At 58.3% G+C, this 14772-nt stretch carries 17 protein-coding genes; 5 read left to right on the plus strand and 12 right to left on the minus strand.

Going from position 1 to position 14772, the window contains the following annotated elements; translation table 11 throughout:
• Positions 1-3 precede the first annotated feature (3 nt).
• The 3 genes from ugpE to ugpB all read right to left on the minus strand — a co-directional run bounded on the left by ugpE (position 4) and on the right by ugpB (position 3114).
• Entirely contained in the window at positions 4-840 is an 837-nt protein-coding gene (gene ugpE, locus ACR3E6_RS02230) for a sn-glycerol-3-phosphate ABC transporter permease UgpE (protein ID WP_152459916.1), read from the minus strand.
• Positions 841-860: 20 nt separating this feature from the next.
• Positions 861-1742, minus strand: coding sequence for a sn-glycerol-3-phosphate ABC transporter permease UgpA (gene ugpA, locus ACR3E6_RS02235; RefSeq protein ID WP_152459032.1), 882 nt, complete (start codon positions 1740-1742; stop codon positions 861-863).
• Between the two features lie 61 nt (positions 1743-1803).
• A complete protein-coding gene (gene ugpB / locus ACR3E6_RS02240) occupies positions 1804-3114 on the minus strand; it encodes a sn-glycerol-3-phosphate ABC transporter substrate-binding protein UgpB (RefSeq protein ID WP_209832246.1) in 1311 nt (436 codons plus the stop codon).
• Positions 3115-3286: 172 nt separating this feature from the next.
• On the opposite strand from ugpB, the gene ACR3E6_RS02245 reads away from it, so the two are divergent.
• On the plus strand, positions 3287-4189 hold the full coding sequence (locus tag ACR3E6_RS02245; RefSeq protein ID WP_210092756.1) for a LysR substrate-binding domain-containing protein: 903 nt from the start codon (positions 3287-3289) through the stop codon (positions 4187-4189).
• A gap of 223 nt (positions 4190-4412) precedes the next feature.
• Here the strand turns inward: ACR3E6_RS02245 and ACR3E6_RS02250 are convergent, their stop codons facing one another.
• The 3 genes from ACR3E6_RS02250 to dgcN form a co-directional block, all read right to left on the minus strand.
• Positions 4413-5273, minus strand: a complete 861-nt coding sequence (locus tag ACR3E6_RS02250; RefSeq protein WP_152459035.1) for a D-amino-acid transaminase — start codon at positions 5271-5273, stop codon at positions 4413-4415.
• Between the two features lie 10 nt (positions 5274-5283).
• Positions 5284-6249, minus strand: a complete 966-nt coding sequence (gene dgcA / locus ACR3E6_RS02255; RefSeq protein WP_480485618.1) for an N-acetyl-D-Glu racemase DgcA — start codon at positions 6247-6249, stop codon at positions 5284-5286.
• Between the two features lie 75 nt (positions 6250-6324).
• Complete coding sequence (dgcN, locus tag ACR3E6_RS02260; RefSeq protein WP_210092758.1) at positions 6325-7326, minus strand: N-acetyltransferase DgcN; 1002 nt, start codon at positions 7324-7326, stop codon at positions 6325-6327.
• 295 nt (positions 7327-7621) lie between these two features.
• On the opposite strand from dgcN, the gene ACR3E6_RS02265 reads away from it, so the two are divergent.
• Positions 7622-8584 carry an L-malyl-CoA/beta-methylmalyl-CoA lyase gene (locus ACR3E6_RS02265; RefSeq protein ID WP_171634556.1) on the plus strand — a complete coding sequence of 321 codons (963 nt, stop codon included), beginning with the start codon at positions 7622-7624 and terminating at the stop codon, positions 8582-8584.
• A gap of 42 nt (positions 8585-8626) precedes the next feature.
• Here the strand turns inward: ACR3E6_RS02265 and ACR3E6_RS02270 are convergent, their stop codons facing one another.
• Together ACR3E6_RS02270 and ACR3E6_RS02275 are read right to left on the minus strand one after the other, a co-directional pair.
• On the minus strand, positions 8627-9205 hold the full coding sequence (locus ACR3E6_RS02270) for a PA14 domain-containing protein (protein WP_480485620.1): 579 nt from the start codon (positions 9203-9205) through the stop codon (positions 8627-8629).
• A gap of 119 nt (positions 9206-9324) precedes the next feature.
• On the minus strand, positions 9325-9777 hold the full coding sequence (locus ACR3E6_RS02275) for an Lrp/AsnC family transcriptional regulator (RefSeq protein ID WP_171634561.1): 453 nt from the start codon (positions 9775-9777) through the stop codon (positions 9325-9327).
• 73 nt (positions 9778-9850) lie between these two features.
• Here ACR3E6_RS02275 and ACR3E6_RS02280 point away from each other — a divergent pair, with 73 nt between their 5' ends.
• Positions 9851-10447 (plus strand): LysE family translocator, encoded by a 597-nt coding sequence (locus tag ACR3E6_RS02280; protein ID WP_171118858.1) that lies wholly within the window; start codon positions 9851-9853, stop codon positions 10445-10447.
• Here ACR3E6_RS02280 and ACR3E6_RS02285 read toward each other — a convergent pair.
• Positions 10423-10575, minus strand: a complete 153-nt coding sequence (locus ACR3E6_RS02285; RefSeq protein ID WP_171722719.1) for a hypothetical protein — start codon at positions 10573-10575, stop codon at positions 10423-10425. The genes ACR3E6_RS02280 and ACR3E6_RS02285 overlap by 25 nt on opposite strands.
• A gap of 110 nt (positions 10576-10685) precedes the next feature.
• Here ACR3E6_RS02285 and ACR3E6_RS02290 point away from each other — a divergent pair, with 110 nt between their 5' ends.
• The gene (locus tag ACR3E6_RS02290) at positions 10686-11648 is read left to right on the plus strand and encodes an acetyl-CoA carboxylase carboxyltransferase subunit alpha (RefSeq protein ID WP_171634566.1); all 963 of its coding nucleotides are present in this window, start codon (positions 10686-10688) and stop codon (positions 11646-11648) included.
• A gap of 3 nt (positions 11649-11651) precedes the next feature.
• Here ACR3E6_RS02290 and ACR3E6_RS02295 read toward each other — a convergent pair whose 3' ends face one another.
• The 3 genes from ACR3E6_RS02295 to ACR3E6_RS02305 form a co-directional block, all read right to left on the minus strand.
• Positions 11652-12782, minus strand: a complete 1131-nt coding sequence (locus ACR3E6_RS02295; RefSeq protein ID WP_171634569.1) for a lytic murein transglycosylase — start codon at positions 12780-12782, stop codon at positions 11652-11654.
• Between the two features lie 113 nt (positions 12783-12895).
• Positions 12896-13543: a GntR family transcriptional regulator gene (locus ACR3E6_RS02300; RefSeq protein ID WP_170346010.1), complete on the minus strand. Its 648-nt coding sequence runs from the start codon at positions 13541-13543 to the stop codon at positions 12896-12898.
• Positions 13544-13573: 30 nt separating this feature from the next.
• Positions 13574-14269 (minus strand): M48 family metallopeptidase, encoded by a 696-nt coding sequence (locus ACR3E6_RS02305; RefSeq protein ID WP_245217951.1) that lies wholly within the window; start codon positions 14267-14269, stop codon positions 13574-13576.
• Between the two features lie 100 nt (positions 14270-14369).
• On the opposite strand from ACR3E6_RS02305, the gene ACR3E6_RS02310 reads away from it, so the two are divergent.
• Positions 14370-14696 carry a TIGR02300 family protein gene (locus ACR3E6_RS02310; RefSeq protein ID WP_171634574.1) on the plus strand — a complete coding sequence of 109 codons (327 nt, stop codon included), beginning with the start codon at positions 14370-14372 and terminating at the stop codon, positions 14694-14696.
• The last annotated feature ends 76 nt before the right edge of the window (positions 14697-14772 follow it).

Below are 14772 nucleotides of genomic sequence, written 5' to 3' on the forward strand. Positions count from 1 at the left end.
TTCTTACTTCTCGCTATCGACAAGGCCACGGACAAAGAGCTTTTGCATCGACACCACCACGATGACCGGTGGGATCATCGCCAGAATGGACGTCGCCATGATCGTCGGCCAATGCGCAAAGTCGTCACCGGACGGGAACATCTGCTTGATACCCATCACGATGGTATTCATTTCGGGATCGGTCGTGATCAGCAGCGGCCAAAGATATTGGTTCCACCCATAGATGAACAGGATCACGAACAGTGCGGCGATGTTGGTCCGGCTCATGGGGACGACGATATCGATGAAAAACCGCATCGGTCGCGCGCCGTCGACCCGGGCTGCCTCGGCAAGCTCATCGGGGATGGTCAGAAAGAACTGACGGAACAGGAAGGTTGCCGTGGCCGAGGCAATCAGGGGAAAGATCAGCCCGTAATAGCTGTTGAGCATGCCGAACCCGGCGACAACTTCGAACGTCGGAACGATGCGGACTTCGACCGGCAGCATCAGGGTCAGGAAGATCAGCCAGAAGAACGTCGTTCGTCCGGGAAAGCGGAAATAGACAATCGCGAAAGCGGACAGCAGTGAGATGATGATTTTGCCGACTGCAATTCCGATTGCCATCACCAGACTGTTGAACAGCATCGTGGCAACGGGCACATTTACCCCCGAAAACAGCGCCGCCTTGTAGTTCACCCAGAACTGATCGCCGGGCACGACAGGCATCGGTGGCGAGACGATCTCGGCCTGGGTCACGGTCGAAGCCACGAAGGCAAGCCATATCGGGAAAAATATGATCAGGACACCGAGGATCATGAGGGCATGGGACAACCAGATGCCCGCGCCGCGTTTTTCGACCATTCCGTGCTGTTGGGCCGCCATTAGTAATGCACCCTCTTTTCCACGTATTTGAACTGGATGACCGTCAACAGGCCGACGACGATCAGCAAGATGACCGATTGCGCCGAAGACGAGCCGAGGTCCTGCCCCACAAACCCGTCCGAGAATACCTTGTAGACAAGGATTGTCGTCGACTGTTGCGGCCCGCCGCCGGTGATCGTGTGGATCACGCCAAAGGTCTCGAAGAAGGCATAAACAACGTTCACCACCAGCAAGAAGAACGCCGTCGGCGACAGCAGCGGCAGCACGATCGTGAAGAATCGGCGCCAGAAATGCGCGCCGTCAATCGCCGCCGCCTCGATCACGGATCTTGGAACGGATTGCAGGGCAGCGAAAAAGAACAGGAAGTTATAGCTTATGCGCCCCCAGGCAGAGGCAACGACCACCAGCCCCATGGCTTCGGTGCCGTTCAGAACGTGGTTCCAGTCATATCCAAGCTGGCCAAGATACCATGACACGACGCCGACGCGCGTGTTGAACATGAACAGCCACAGAACGCCCGCAACCGCAGGGGCAACAGCGTAAGGCCAGATCAGCAACGTCCGATAGACCCCGGACCCTTTGATCAATCGGTCCGCAATGACCGCAAGAAACAAGGCAGGGATCATCGAGCACAACGTGACCAGCGTGGAAAACACCGCCGTCGTCACGAAGGAGGCGCGATAAAACTTGTCACTCAGCAGGAATTCAAAGTTGCCGAGCCCCACGAACTGGGACGACAACCCGAACGGGTCAGGTATGAACAGCGACTGCCAGATGGCCTGACCGGCGGGATAGAAAAAGAAAACAGCGGAAATGATGACCTGAGGGGCGATCAACGCCAATGGCAACAGCCAGCCGCGAAAGGTGACGCGTTTTTCCATCCTGAAAACCCACCGAAGAAAGAAAATGCGGGCCCCGAAAGGGCCCGCATGACGTTACGACTTATTGATTGGCGGATTCGAACCGGCGCAGCAACGCATCGCCGCGCTCCTTCGCGCTGTCCATCGCTTCCTGAGCGGTCTTCTCACCGGACCAGATCGCCTCAAGCTCTTCGTCGATGATGCCCCGGATCTGGTCGAACGATCCCAAGCGCAAGCCTTTCGAATTTGCGGTCGGCTCTTTCGTGGTCATCTGGATCACTGCGACGTCGGTGCCCGGGTTTTCGTCATAAAAACCGGCGGCACGCGTAACCTCACCCGCTTCTGTCGTGATTGGAAGGTAACCGGTGTTCTGGTGCCAGGCCGCTTGTACATCAGGTGATGACAGGAAGCTCAGGAACTCTCCGACGCCCTTGTACTCTTCCGGCTCATGACCCTCCATTACCCAAAGAGACGCGCCACCGATGATGGTGTTTTGCGGCTCACTGGTTACGGATTCCCAATAGGGCAGCGGACGCACGTCGAAATCGAACTCGGCCTCTGCCTTGATGCCGGCGTATCCGGCCGAACTTTCGGTGAACAATGCGCACTCGCCTGACCGGAAGTTCGCACCACCTTCGTTTCTGCGGCCGGTATAGATGAACTTGCCGTCCTTGGCCCAGTCACCCATCGCGGTCAGATGTGCAACCTGCACCGGACCGTTCAGCATCAGCTCGGTATCCAGACCGGCAAATCCGTTGTCCCGTGAGGCAAAGGGAACATCGTGATAGGCTGAAAGGTTTTCAAGGTGAATCCAGCTTTGCCATGCTGTCACCAGCGGGCAATCCTCGCCACCTGCCTTCAGCTGCTCGAGCACTTCGCCGACTTTTTCCCAAGTGGACAGATCCGTGTCCGGATCAACACCCGCCGCTTGCATGGCATCGCGGTTGACCCACAGGACCGGCGTCGAGGAGTTGAAGGGAAGCGACAGCATCTCTCCGTCAGTGGTTGTGTAGTAGCCTTTGACGGCGCCAATATACGCGTCGGGATCAAAAGACGCGCCGCTTTCGGCCATCACCTCATAGACCGGCTTGATCGCCCCTTTGGCTGACATCATTGTCGCCGTGCCGACTTCGAACACCATCAGGATATGTGGCTGTTCACCGGCCCGGAATGCAGCAATCCCGGCATTCAGGGTTTCCGAGTAGTTGCCCTTGTGGCTTTCGACCACGACGAACTCATCCTGACTGGCGTTGAATTCTTCAACCTGTCCCTTGACAAGTTCCCCAAGGCGACCGGTGAAGGCATGCCAGAACTGGACTTCGGTTTGCGCCATTGCCGCCAAGGGGGACAAGGCCGTGGTGATGGCAAGAGCGCCAAGCAGATTCTTTTTCATGATTCCTCCCATGCATCAGGGTTGATGCTTCGTTGAATACCGACCGCAACGCGTAAACGGCCCACATGACGATTTCACGACGTTAACGTTACAAAAATATAATTCAAGGCCTATCTACTTGGTGAAAAAATAACATAGTGTTATGAAATGGCGCAGCAGATCGGGATCAGCAATGAGTCAAATTCTGAGAGTTCGGCAGTTGGAGGCCCTGATGGCCGTGACCACCAACGGGTCTGTCACGGCCGCAGCGGCTGATCTGGGCGTGACCCAGCCAGCTGTCAGCAGATTGCTGTCCGATCTTGAAAAATCGCTTGGGTTTCAGCTTTTTGACCGCCGGGAAGGCCGATTGGTGCCAACGCAGGAGGTTCGCTATCTCTTGCCAAGTGTCGAGCGCGTTCTCGAATTGATGAGACAGATTTCGGATGTCAGCCAGGATATCACGCAACGCAAAGCAGGGCACATCCGTGTCGCGTGCCTGCCGGGATTTGCCACCAGCCATTTGCCCAAAGTCGTCGCCGGTTTCCTGAAGGATCGGCCCGGTGTCACCCTGACGATCGAACCTGACAGACCTGAACGCATTCTGGAATGGATGATCGGCGAGCAGTATGATTTCGGAATCACTGACAGCTTTCACGGTCATCCGGCCGTAGAAAGCAGGAACATCGACGTTCGCACGGTGTGCGTGTTCCCCACTGGGCACGAGTTGGAAGGCCTGTCCGAAATTACTCCGGCGGATCTTGCACACAGCAAAATCATCCACACCCGACGCGACAGCGACTTTTTCGGGCGGCTTTCAAAAGTGTTTCAACATGCCAATGTCGAATTGAACTCGCATATCGAGGTCAGGCAGTTCACGGCAGCATGTGAATTGGCGCTTGAAGGTGTTGGTGTCTCGGTCGTTAGCGAACTGGATGCTGTCCAATACACGTCGTGGGGATTGAGTTATCGGCCGTTCAAGCCGTCCTTGACGCATACCCTCTCGTTGGTGCGTCCAATTTTGAAGCAACCGTCATTGGTAACACTGGAATTCATCGAACAGTTTCAGGAAAGCCTGAGCCCTTTCAAGGTCGGGTAACCCCGCCTTCAACCATATTCCTGTGACACAGCAGGAACTGGTCCGACGATAATACCAGTGTTCCGGCTCAACCTTGTAAGTGACCTGCCTTTCGGCCGAAAGCCGTATGTGAACTGCTCATGCTTGGCGGGATTTACAGCGAAATTCACGGCCCCTTGGACCCGACTGATGTCGACACGGCGCCGCAGCAATTTACCGCAACGCCGTCCAACGTGGTATTTCTTCAGATCGCGGCCTTTCGGCTTTCATCCAGGTAAATTTCACGAAGGCGTTTGGCAATCGGACCGGGTGTACCATCACCCAGCGTGACTCCGTCAATTTCAACCACCGGCATCACGAAAGCACTGGCCGAGGTCGTGAAGGCCTCATCAGCCTCTTTGGCTTCGTCGATGGTAAACAGCCGCTCTTCAACTTCCATCTGTGCTTCGGCTGCCATGCGCAGCACGGCCTTGCGAGTGATCCCGTGCAGGATGTCGTTGGACAGCGGGCGAGTCACGATCTTGCCGTTCTTGACGAAATAGGCGTTGTTGCTGGTGCCCTCGGTTACAAAGCCGTCCTCGACCAGCCATGCATCGTCGCACCCCGCTTTCTTGGCCATCATCTTGCCCATCGAAGGGTAAAGCAGTTGCACGGTTTTGATGTCGCGGCGGCCCCAACGGATGTCCTCGATAGAGATGATCTTGGCACCTTTCCGTGCCGCCGGGCTGTCAGCCAGCCCGGGCTTGTTCTGGGTGAACAGAACGAGGCTTGGCTTGGTATCGGCCGAAGGGAAGACAAAATCCCGGTCGCCGTCACTGCCGCGCGAAACCTGAAGGTAGACCAGGCCCTCTTCGATGCCATTCAGATCAACCAGCTTGCGGTGGATTTCCAGCAGCTCTTCCTTGGTGCAGGGCTCGGCCATCTCCAGCTCGTCCAGAGACCGCTTCAGGCGCACCGCGTGGCCCTCGAAATCGATCAGCTTGCCATCCAGCACACTGGTCACTTCGTAAACCGCGTCTGCAAACAGGAAGCCACGGTCAAAGATGGATACCTTGGCCTCGGTCTCGGGCAGGTATTCGCCATTTACATAAACGGTTCGGGTCATGTTTGTCTCCTCAGCCCCAGAGCGCCGCTTCGGGCGGGTGAACTCCGGCGTCGTCAAAAATCAGCGGGGTGTCGCGGTCTTCGGCCAACAGAAGCGGGCCGTCAAGGTCCGTCACCACCGCACCCTGCGCCAACAGTGTCGCGGGTGCCATGGCAAGCGAACTGCCAACCATGCAGCCGACCATGATGTCATACCCTTCCGCGATTGCGGCTTTGCGCAGTTCAAGCGCCTCGGTCAGGCCACCGGTCTTGTCGAGTTTGATGTTGATGACATCGTATTTCCCCTTAAGCCCGGGCAGGCTGGCGCGATCATGGCAGGACTCGTCGGCGCAGACGGGCACCGGGCGGTCCATTCCGATCAAAGCGTCGTCGTCACCAGACGGCAATGGCTGCTCGACCAGTGCCACGCCCAAACGCACCAGATGCGGGGCGAGGTCGGCGTAAACCTCGGCCGACCAGCCTTCGTTCGCATCCACGATGATCCTGGCGTTCGGAGCACCTGCGCGCACGGCCTCGAGCCGGGGCATGTCATCTGGCGTGCCCAGCTTGATCTTCAGAAGCGGGCGGTGCGCGTTCTCGGCCGCCTGAGACTGCATTGCCTCCGGAGTATCCAACGACAGAGTATAGGCCGTGATCTCGGGTCCGGGCACCGGCAGGCCCGCCAAATCCCAGGCGCGTTTTCCTGCGCGCTTGCTTTCCAGATCCCACAAAGCACAATCCACGGCGTTCCGGGCGGCACCGGCAGGCAGCAGGTCCATCAGCGACCGACGGCTAAACTCAGCAGGCAGACCGGCGATCTCGGCCTCGACCGACTCGAGCGTTTCGTCATAACGCGCATAAGGGACGCATTCGCCCCAGCCCTGATGCGTTCCGTCCGACACCTGCACCGTCAGCACCTTTGCTTCGGTCCGTGACCCGCGCGAGATGGTAAACACCTGCGCCAACTGAAACACATCGCGAGAGACCTCTATCTGCACGCACCCGCTCCTTCTTCTTTTCCGGAATACTCACGCCGGAGGCGAAACACCCCCGCCACCGGCGCATTGTTCAGATCACATTGCGGCCAGCGCGTCCACCAGCTTACCGGCACCGAAGCGGAACGGGTCGGTTGCGGGCAGACCCAGCTCTTCCTCGACCTTGGCTAGATAAGCCTTGGCGTCGTCTTCGCTCAGGTTCTGCGTGTTGACCGACACACCCGCAACCTGACAGGCCGGATTTGCAATCCGCGCCAGCGGCAGGGCCGTGTCACGCAATTGCGCCAGTGTCGGCAGGGAATACTCGGGCAGACCACGCATATGGGTCCGGGTCGGTTCGTGGCACAGGATCAGTGCGTCGGGCTGCCCGCCATGGATCAGCGCCATGGTCACACCCGAATAAGAGACATGGAACAGCGACCCCTGCCCTTCAATGTGGTCCCAGTGATCCTCGTCATTGTCCGGTGTCAGATATTCGACCGAGCCAGCCATGAAGTCTGCAATGACCGCGTCCAGCGGAACACCCTGCCCGGTGATCAGGATGCCTGTCTGGCCCGTGGCACGGAATGTGGATTTCATGCCGCGCTTGCGCATCTCGGCATCCATCGACATCGCCGTGTACATCTTGCCGGCCGAGCAATCGGTTCCGACTGCGAGGCAACGCTTGCCAGTGCGCTTGCGGCCATTTGCGATCGGGTATCCGACAGTCGGCACACGCACGTCATGCAAGGTGCAACCATGCGTTTGTGCTGCGGCAACAAGATCACCTTCATCGCGCAGCAGGTTGTGCAAGCCCGAAGCCAGATCAAAGCCCATTTCCAGCGCTTCAATCAAAACTTCTTTCCAGGCGTTGCTGATCACACCGCCACGGTTGGCGACACCGATAACCAGCGTTTTAGCGCCGGCCGCTTTGGCCTCGGTCAGGGTCATATCCTTCAGACCCAGATCAGCCTTGCAGCCGTCCATACGATATTGGCCGACGGCGTTTTCCGGGCGCCAATCCTTGATGCCCACAGCCACTTTGGCCGCCAATTGGTCGGGCGCATCGCCCAAAAACAGCAGGTACGGTGTCTCGATCATTGCGGTCACTCCTTTGATTCCGGCCTAAGCTAGAGAAGCGTTTAAACGAGCGTTTCGCGTTTTGGTCCGCCAAACACGGCAGGTACGCGACATTCTTGCGCCACGGACACAAAAGACGCAAAATTCTTCGAAGTTTTTAAAATGATTAAACTTTAATCACCACTTCCCAGCTGCTGACACGCAGCATTCTGCACCCGCATTGCCGCAGATGCACAATCTCCCTTGCGCCAGGTTGCGCAATTTAATACCTCTTTGGGCGAGAAAATCGCAATTTCATTACCCACACGAGGTCCAGATGAGCTTTCGCATCCAACCCGCCGCGCCTGCACGACCCAATCGCTGCCAACTGTTTGGTCCGGGATCGAATACCAAACTGTTCCCGAAAATGGCAGCTTCTGCTGCGGATGTGATCAACCTTGACCTTGAGGATTCGGTTGCGCCTTCGGACAAGGACATAGCCCGCGCCAATGTCATCGAAGCCCTGAACACTGTTGATTGGGGCAACAAATACATGTCCGTTCGCATCAACGGATTGGATACCCCCTATTGGTATCGTGACGTTGTCGACGTGTTGGAGCAGGCAGGCGACCGTCTGGACCAGATCATGATTCCCAAAGTCGGCTGCGCATCGGATGTCTATGCCGTGGATGCCCTTGCCACCGCCATTGAACGCGCCAAGGGCCGGACCAAACCGATCAGCTTCGAGGTCATTATCGAATCCGCAGCCGGTATCGCGCATGTGGAAGAGATCGCAGCCTCCTCTCCCCGTTTGCAGGCCATGAGCCTTGGAGCCGCAGATTTTGCGGCCTCGATGGGAATGCAGACCACGGGCATCGGCGGCACACAGGAAAACTATTACATGCTGCGCGAGGGTGAAAAACACTGGTCCGATCCGTGGCACTGGGCCCAAGCCGCCATCGTTGCCGCCTGCCGCACCCATGGGGTGCTGCCAGTGGATGGGCCATTCGGGGATTTCAGCGATGATGAGGGATACATCGCTCAGGCGAAACGCTCGGCCACGCTGGGCATGGTCGGCAAATGGGCGATCCACCCCAAGCAGATTGCACTGGCCAATCAGGTCTTTACCCCGTCGGATGAGGCCGTTTCCGAGGCGCGCGAAATCCTGGCCGCAATGGAACAGGCCAAAGCCAACGGTGAGGGTGCAACCGTCTATAAAGGCCGCCTTGTCGACATCGCCTCAATCAAGCAGGCCGAAGTCATCGTGGCGCAGGCCGAACTGATTGCGGCGGGCAGCTAAGCCAAAAAAAGGGCGCTCCATCGAGCGCCCCTTTCAAATTCTTCAACGGCCAAAAACGTCATTGGGCGTCCATGTGAAGCGTTCCCCCTTCTTTCCTGACTTCATCATCAGGCAAGAGGTTCCCAGTTTCTGGAAATAGACGATCTTCAATGGATACCAGCCCGCCTTGGGCACTTCCACTTCGGTGCGTTGATTGGCTTCACAGCCCTGAATGCCATTTACCCGGCCAATCTGCTGACCGCCAACCCAAGCCTCTATCCCGTCATTCGACCAGGTTTCCAGCTCGTAAACGCCCGGTGAGTCAAACCGCATATAGCCTGTGACCTCAGCGGCAACGTTGTAGGCCTCGTCGAAGGTCAAGACATCGTCACCCTTACTGGTGTCCCTGTAGTCCAACCCGCGCAACGGCTTTCCGGGCTTGGCCTGAGACAGCATGCTTTTTGCCTGACTCAGATCCCGGATCTTCTTGTGTTGATTGCCTGTACCAGAGTATTTGACATTCAACCCCGCCTTCGGAGATGGCTGTGGATTGGCAGGTTGCAGTTTCAACGGGGCAGACAAAGCAGCCCCGGCAATGACCGAGATGGCAACTGCGGTCGCCACTGTTCGAACGAGTTTCATCGTAATCTCCCTGTTTGCGTGCCGTTTTGGCTGGGCGTTTCCCCTGGCAACGTCATTACAATGACACTAGGCCCTGAAAATTTGCGCTGCAAGAGAGTGTGGCTTCACATTTCCAGTGGTTAAGCACGCAGATCCTTGGGTGACCCCATGACCACATAGGATGTGATCGACGTGACATGAGGCAGCGTTCCCAGCACCTCGGTATGGAAGGTCTTGTAGGACGGCAGATCGGCGCATTCGACACGCAGCAGGTATTCGATTGTACCGGTTATGTTGTGGCATTCGACCACTTCGGGGGCTTGTTGCAGGGCCCGCTCGAACCCCTCTTGCGCCGCTTTCGTGTGTTCACCAAGACCGACCCCGATATAGGCGACAAAGCCGACACCCATCGCGGCCGGTTTCAGAACCGCACGATAGCCTGTGATTACGCCGGCCTTCTCGAGCTCTTGAACGCGACGCAGGCAGGCGGACGGAGACAGCCCGACCCGTTCGGCCAACTCCAGATTGCTGATGCGCCCATCACGGGTCAGTTCGTGCAATATCTGGCGATTTATCCGATCATTCTTCATCATAAGTTGCAGAAATAGCGGAAATGCGCACGAAAAAGCAATTTCATTTGCTGCCGGTCAGACGATACTTCGCAGCATGACTTACGACATCCTTCTGGCGCTCATCGCTTTTGCCTTCGTGACATCCATTACGCCCGGGCCGAACAATCTGATGCTGATGGCATCGGGTGCGAATTTCGGCTTTCGGCGTTCGATCCCGCATATGCTGGGCATTGGCCTTGGCTTCACGCTCATGGTGCTGCTGGTCGGTGCAGGGCTGGTTCAGGTCTTTGACCGGTACCCGGTCAGCTATTCAGTGCTGAAGGTCGTATCGGTGATCTATCTGCTTTATCTGGCATGGAAGATCGCGCATGCCGCGCCAGCCGCAGGCGATTTGGCAGCGGGGACACCCATGACGTTTTTGCAAGCCGCCGCCTTTCAGTGGGTGAACCCCAAAGCCTGGGCCATGGCCCTGACCGCCACAACCGCTTACACGCCCAGTCAGACCCTGCATGCGATTGCGCTTGTGGCGTTGGTTTTCGGGGCGGTCAACCTGCCATCGGTGAGCACATGGACCTTTCTCGGGCAGCAGATGTCGCGGGTGCTGACGAACCCGCGCAGGCTGGTTGCGTTCAACTGGACAATGGCGGTGCTGCTTGTGGCCTCGCTCTATCCCGTTCTCTGGCCCAGTTGACCCAGACAGGTTTCGGCCAGCACATCCTCGGGCGCGGTGTCGGGTGGGTACAGGGTCAGACGCCGCGTTAGTTTGTCGTGGGTGCAGGCCAGAGCGCGCAGCGCGGGGTCTTTCTTGGCGGTGGCCATCAGTATCCGTTTTTCCAGTCGCCCATCTGAAATCGAACATCTTCCTTGCCGAGTTGCATCCGGAGCACCGTCAGGCCATATAGCAGGGAACTTTCGCGTTGAGAGGCGTCATGACCCAGTATCTGGATTTCGAAAAACCGCTGGCTGAAATTGAAGGCAAGGCTGAAGAACTGCGTGCGTTGGCCCGCACCAACGAAGAGATGGACGTAACCGAAGAAGCCGCCGCGTTGGACGCCAAAGCCGCCAAGCTTCTGGATGAGCTTTATGCCGACCTGACCCCATGGCGGAAATGCCAGGTCGCCCGACACCCGGAACGCCCGCATTGCAACGATTACGTCAATGCCCTGTTCACCGAATTCACCCCTCTGGCCGGAGATCGCAATTTTGCCGATGATCTGGCCGTGATCGGCGGGCTTGCACGTTTCAACGATCAACCCGTCATGGTGATCGGCCATGAAAAAGGCAGCGACACCAAATCGCGGATCGAACGAAATTTCGGCATGGCCCGTCCCGAAGGCTATCGCAAGGCGGTCCGGCTGATGGAGATGGCCGGGCGGTTCGGCCTGCCAGTGATCACCCTGATCGACACCGCGGGCGCCTATCCCGGCAAAGGCGCCGAGGAACGCGGTCAGTCCGAAGCGATTGCCCGCTCGACCCAGATGTGTCTGAAGATCGGCGTGCCCCTGGTGTCGGTCATCATCGGCGAAGGCGGCTCGGGCGGGGCCGTGGCCTTTGCCTCCGCCAACCGCGTGGCAATGCTGGAACACTCGGTCTATTCGGTGATCTCGCCGGAAGGTTGCGCATCGATTCTTTGGAAAGATGCAGAAAAGATGCGTGAAGCGGCCGAGGCGCTGCGTCTGACCGCTCAGGATCTTCACAAGCTTGGCGTTTGCGACCGGATCATCCCTGAACCCAAGGGCGGCGCGCATCGCGATCGTCCGGCCGCTGTCGAGGCTGTACGCACGGCTCTCACCGATATGCTGGCGGAACTGGACGGCAAAGACGCGGCGACCCTGATACAGGACCGCCGTCAAAAATTCCTCGATATCGGCTCGAAAGGGTTGGCGGCGTAACCGTCAGCCGCCCAACCTGCGCAACAACGCAACCGAGGGTTCTCCGGTGACCGCCAGGCCATTGGCGCTTTGATACGCGCTGATGGCAGACGTCGTGTTTTTGCCGATCACCCCATCCGCGCCTTTCGTATCATACCCTTGGGATGTCAGCCGCCGTTGCAATTCCTTGCGGTCGTCCAATGTCAGACCGTTTGCATCTGGCCCGAACGAGGCCTGAAACGGCGCGCCACCGGCGATTCTGTCCGCCAGATGACCGACCCCGATCGCGTAACTGTCCGAATTGTTATAGCGCTTGATGACCTGAAAATTGCGGAAGACGGCAATGCGCGGCCCGGGTTTCTGCGGTTGCAGCACGGCGACCGGCGTGCCGGAAACGGTTCCGACCTCGCCCCCCCAAGGCTGCCCCCGCACCCAGCCTGCGCGCGACAGGTAAGCAGCGGTCGAAGCCAGCGAATCCGTCGGATCGTCCGACCAGATATCGCGCCGCCCGTCGCCGGTGAAATCCACGGCATAGGCCAGGTAAGAGGTTGGAATGAACTGCGTGTGCCCCATCGCACCGGCCCAGCTGCCGGTCATCCTGTCTGGCGTGGTGTCACCATTCTGAAGGATCTTGAGCGCCGCGATCAACTGGCTTTCAAAGAACTGACCACGCCGCCCGTCATAGGCCAGCGTCGACAGGGCTGACACAACGGGCACATCGCCGCGACGCGCGCCATAGCGGCTTTCCAGCCCCCACACTGCAACGACGATTTCCTTGTCCACCCCGTACTGCGCCTCGATCTGCGACAGCGTCCCGTTGTATTGCCGCAGCATCTTCTGGCCGGTGCTGATCCGCTCGTCCGAAGCGGCAATGGCCAGGTAGTCTTCGAGCGAGCGTTTGAACTCTACCTGATTGCGGTCGCGCTCGATCACATCGGGCAGATACCCTGCCCCCTGAAAGGCGCGGTCAATCGTGGATTGTGAAATACCTTGCGATGCCGCCCTGCCCTTGAACCCGGCAACCCAGGCATCCCAACCCGCATTGGGAACAGCCCGCATACGCGATGCAGGCGCGCTGGATGGCGCACCGCCACCCGTGCAGGCGGCCAACAATGTTGATCCAAGGCAAATGGAAAAAGTCCGTCGAGTGATCATGGCTGTGGTCTGCTCTTGTTTGTGATTTGCCTCAAGAGTAACCCAGTCGGACTGAACAGGCCAGAACGGTGAAACCTTGAGCAGTAGGCGCGGGAATGTCGGCGGGATGCCGCTCAGCTCACCAGCAAGCGCAATCCCTGCGTCACGTCCGAACGGACCGCCAGGCGCAAGCCCGGTTCGTCCCCGGCCTTGAGGGCCGCAATGATCAGCTTGTGATAATGCGGTGGCTCAGTGCGCCTGAGACGCCCGTAAAGCGCCCTCATCGTCGGCCCGAGTTGCAGCCAGACCGTTTCGGCAATGGCCAACATCGCAGGCGCCTGAGCGCGCAGGTAAAGGGTGCGGTGAAATTCCAGATTTGAACGGATGTACCCAACCGCGTCCCGCTTGGTCACCATCTCGGCAACGGTCATGTTGATGGTCTGCAAGCGGTCGATCAGCGCAATATGCGCCCGGGGCAAAGCCCGGCTGGCCAGCTCGACTTCCAGCAACGCGCGCAACGCCGCCAATTCTTCTATCCGGTCGTTGGTCAACTCAGGTGTCGAGACCCGGCCGGAATTGGACAGGAACAAAGCCCCCTCGGCGGCCAGACGGCGCACGGCCTCACGCGCCGGGGTCATCGAGACGCCGAATTCCTTGCCGATGCCACGCAAGGTCAGCGCCTGTCCCGGCGCCATCTCACCATGCATGATTCGAGACCTCAGGGCTCGGTACACCCGGTCATGAGTGGCAGTTTGGGTGTCAGACGGGCGTGTGCTCAACATCCGCTTATGTGATCACAAAACAGTGCAAGGTCAACTCGGCTTTGCGTCAAACCTGTAACGATGCAGCTCTGCCCCATTGTCACGCAACCAGCGGCGGGGTTGCTGGCAGGGGCCGAAAATGCTTTCCACCTGTTCCCAGAACGCGGGCGAGTGGTTCATCTCGACAAGATGCGCCACTTCATGCGCGGCCACATAGTGCAGCACCTCGGACGGCGCGAGAATGAGCCGCCACGAGAACATCAATCCACCCTGTGAACTGCATGATCCCCAACGTGACCGCGTGTCGCGCAGGCCGAGCGTGCTGTACGACCGCCCCAGCATTGCCGCATAATCATCACACGCGCCAATCAATCGGTCCCGCGCCAATTCCTTCAGAAACCGGGCCAATCTGCGCGCCTCGGCCCCTTCGGGCACTGCGACCTCATCCGCCATCAACTGAACACGCCGACCCTTGGCGGGCACGATTCGCCGGACAACGCCTTCAATCGGTATCTTCTGTCCGAACTGCACCACGGCCGTTTCCGGCCTGTCCTGCAAATGCTGGCGAATCCACTCTTCCTTGGTACGTGCGAAACTCAGCGCCTCGGACTCAGGCACACCGACCGGATAGGTCAGCGTAACCCGGCCGTCCAGCTGAGAAATTCGCAAACTGATGCGCCGCGCCCGGGCGGATTTGCGCAGCCTCAGCGGCACCGGTGGTGTCCCTGGCAGTGCATGCTCTCCCATATCGCGACCTCTCTTGCGCAAAGACTTTGACAGTGCTCTCTGCCTGTGGCAGGTGAGCTGAATCATTTAGACGACTCACCTGATATCAAGGGGATTTGACATGCCCAAGGAAGAATGGGGCGTAAAGCGCGTTTGCCCGACCACCGGTAAGCGATTCTACGACCTGAACAAGGACCCGATCATCAGCCCCTACACTGGCGAGATCGTGGAGCTTGAAACATCCAAAAGCCGCATGATCGCGGCGGATGCAGAAGATGCCGCCTCGGTCAAAGCGCGTGAAAACGCGTCGGAAGAGGATCTGGTTCTGGATGACGACGACTCTGTCGACGTCGAACTGGATGACGATCTGCTGGATGACGATGATGACACCAGTGATGACGTGTCGCTGGATGATATCACCGACATGTCTTCGGAAGACGAAAACTGATCAAGTCAAAGGCGACCACAGGGTCGCCTTTTTCGTTCCACGGACAGCTTAGTGCGGAAATTCGCGTTCGATTCCA

The sequence above is a fragment of the Ruegeria sp. AL3 genome, assembly GCF_056536065.1.

Excerpts from the sequence above, each read along its gene's own strand:
- ugpE (WP_152459916.1), bottom strand. The coding sequence starts at position 840 with ATGGTCGAAAAACGCGGCGCGGGCATCTGGTTGTCCCATGCCCTCATG.
- ugpA (WP_152459032.1), bottom strand. The coding sequence starts at position 1,742 with ATGGAAAAACGCGTCACCTTTCGCGGCTGGCTGTTGCCATTGGCGTTG.
- ugpB (WP_209832246.1), bottom strand. The coding sequence starts at position 3,114 with ATGAAAAAGAATCTGCTTGGCGCTCTTGCCATCACCACGGCCTTGTCC.
- ACR3E6_RS02245 (WP_210092756.1), top strand. The coding sequence starts at position 3,287 with ATGAGTCAAATTCTGAGAGTTCGGCAGTTGGAGGCCCTGATGGCCGTG.
- ACR3E6_RS02250 (WP_152459035.1), bottom strand. The coding sequence starts at position 5,273 with ATGACCCGAACCGTTTATGTAAATGGCGAATACCTGCCCGAGACCGAG.
- dgcN (WP_210092758.1), bottom strand. The coding sequence starts at position 7,326 with ATGATCGAGACACCGTACCTGCTGTTTTTGGGCGATGCGCCCGACCAA.
- ACR3E6_RS02265 (WP_171634556.1), top strand. The coding sequence starts at position 7,622 with ATGAGCTTTCGCATCCAACCCGCCGCGCCTGCACGACCCAATCGCTGC.
- ACR3E6_RS02270 (WP_480485620.1), bottom strand. The coding sequence starts at position 9,205 with ATGAAACTCGTTCGAACAGTGGCGACCGCAGTTGCCATCTCGGTCATT.
- ACR3E6_RS02275 (WP_171634561.1), bottom strand. The coding sequence starts at position 9,777 with ATGATGAAGAATGATCGGATAAATCGCCAGATATTGCACGAACTGACC.
- ACR3E6_RS02280 (WP_171118858.1), top strand. The coding sequence starts at position 9,851 with ATGACTTACGACATCCTTCTGGCGCTCATCGCTTTTGCCTTCGTGACA.
- ACR3E6_RS02285 (WP_171722719.1), bottom strand. The coding sequence starts at position 10,575 with ATGGCCACCGCCAAGAAAGACCCCGCGCTGCGCGCTCTGGCCTGCACC.
- ACR3E6_RS02290 (WP_171634566.1), top strand. The coding sequence starts at position 10,686 with ATGACCCAGTATCTGGATTTCGAAAAACCGCTGGCTGAAATTGAAGGC.
- ACR3E6_RS02295 (WP_171634569.1), bottom strand. The coding sequence starts at position 12,782 with ATGATCACTCGACGGACTTTTTCCATTTGCCTTGGATCAACATTGTTG.
- ACR3E6_RS02300 (WP_170346010.1), bottom strand. The coding sequence starts at position 13,543 with ATGTTGAGCACACGCCCGTCTGACACCCAAACTGCCACTCATGACCGG.
- ACR3E6_RS02305 (WP_245217951.1), bottom strand. The coding sequence starts at position 14,269 with ATGGGAGAGCATGCACTGCCAGGGACACCACCGGTGCCGCTGAGGCTG.
- ACR3E6_RS02310 (WP_171634574.1), top strand. The coding sequence starts at position 14,370 with ATGCCCAAGGAAGAATGGGGCGTAAAGCGCGTTTGCCCGACCACCGGT.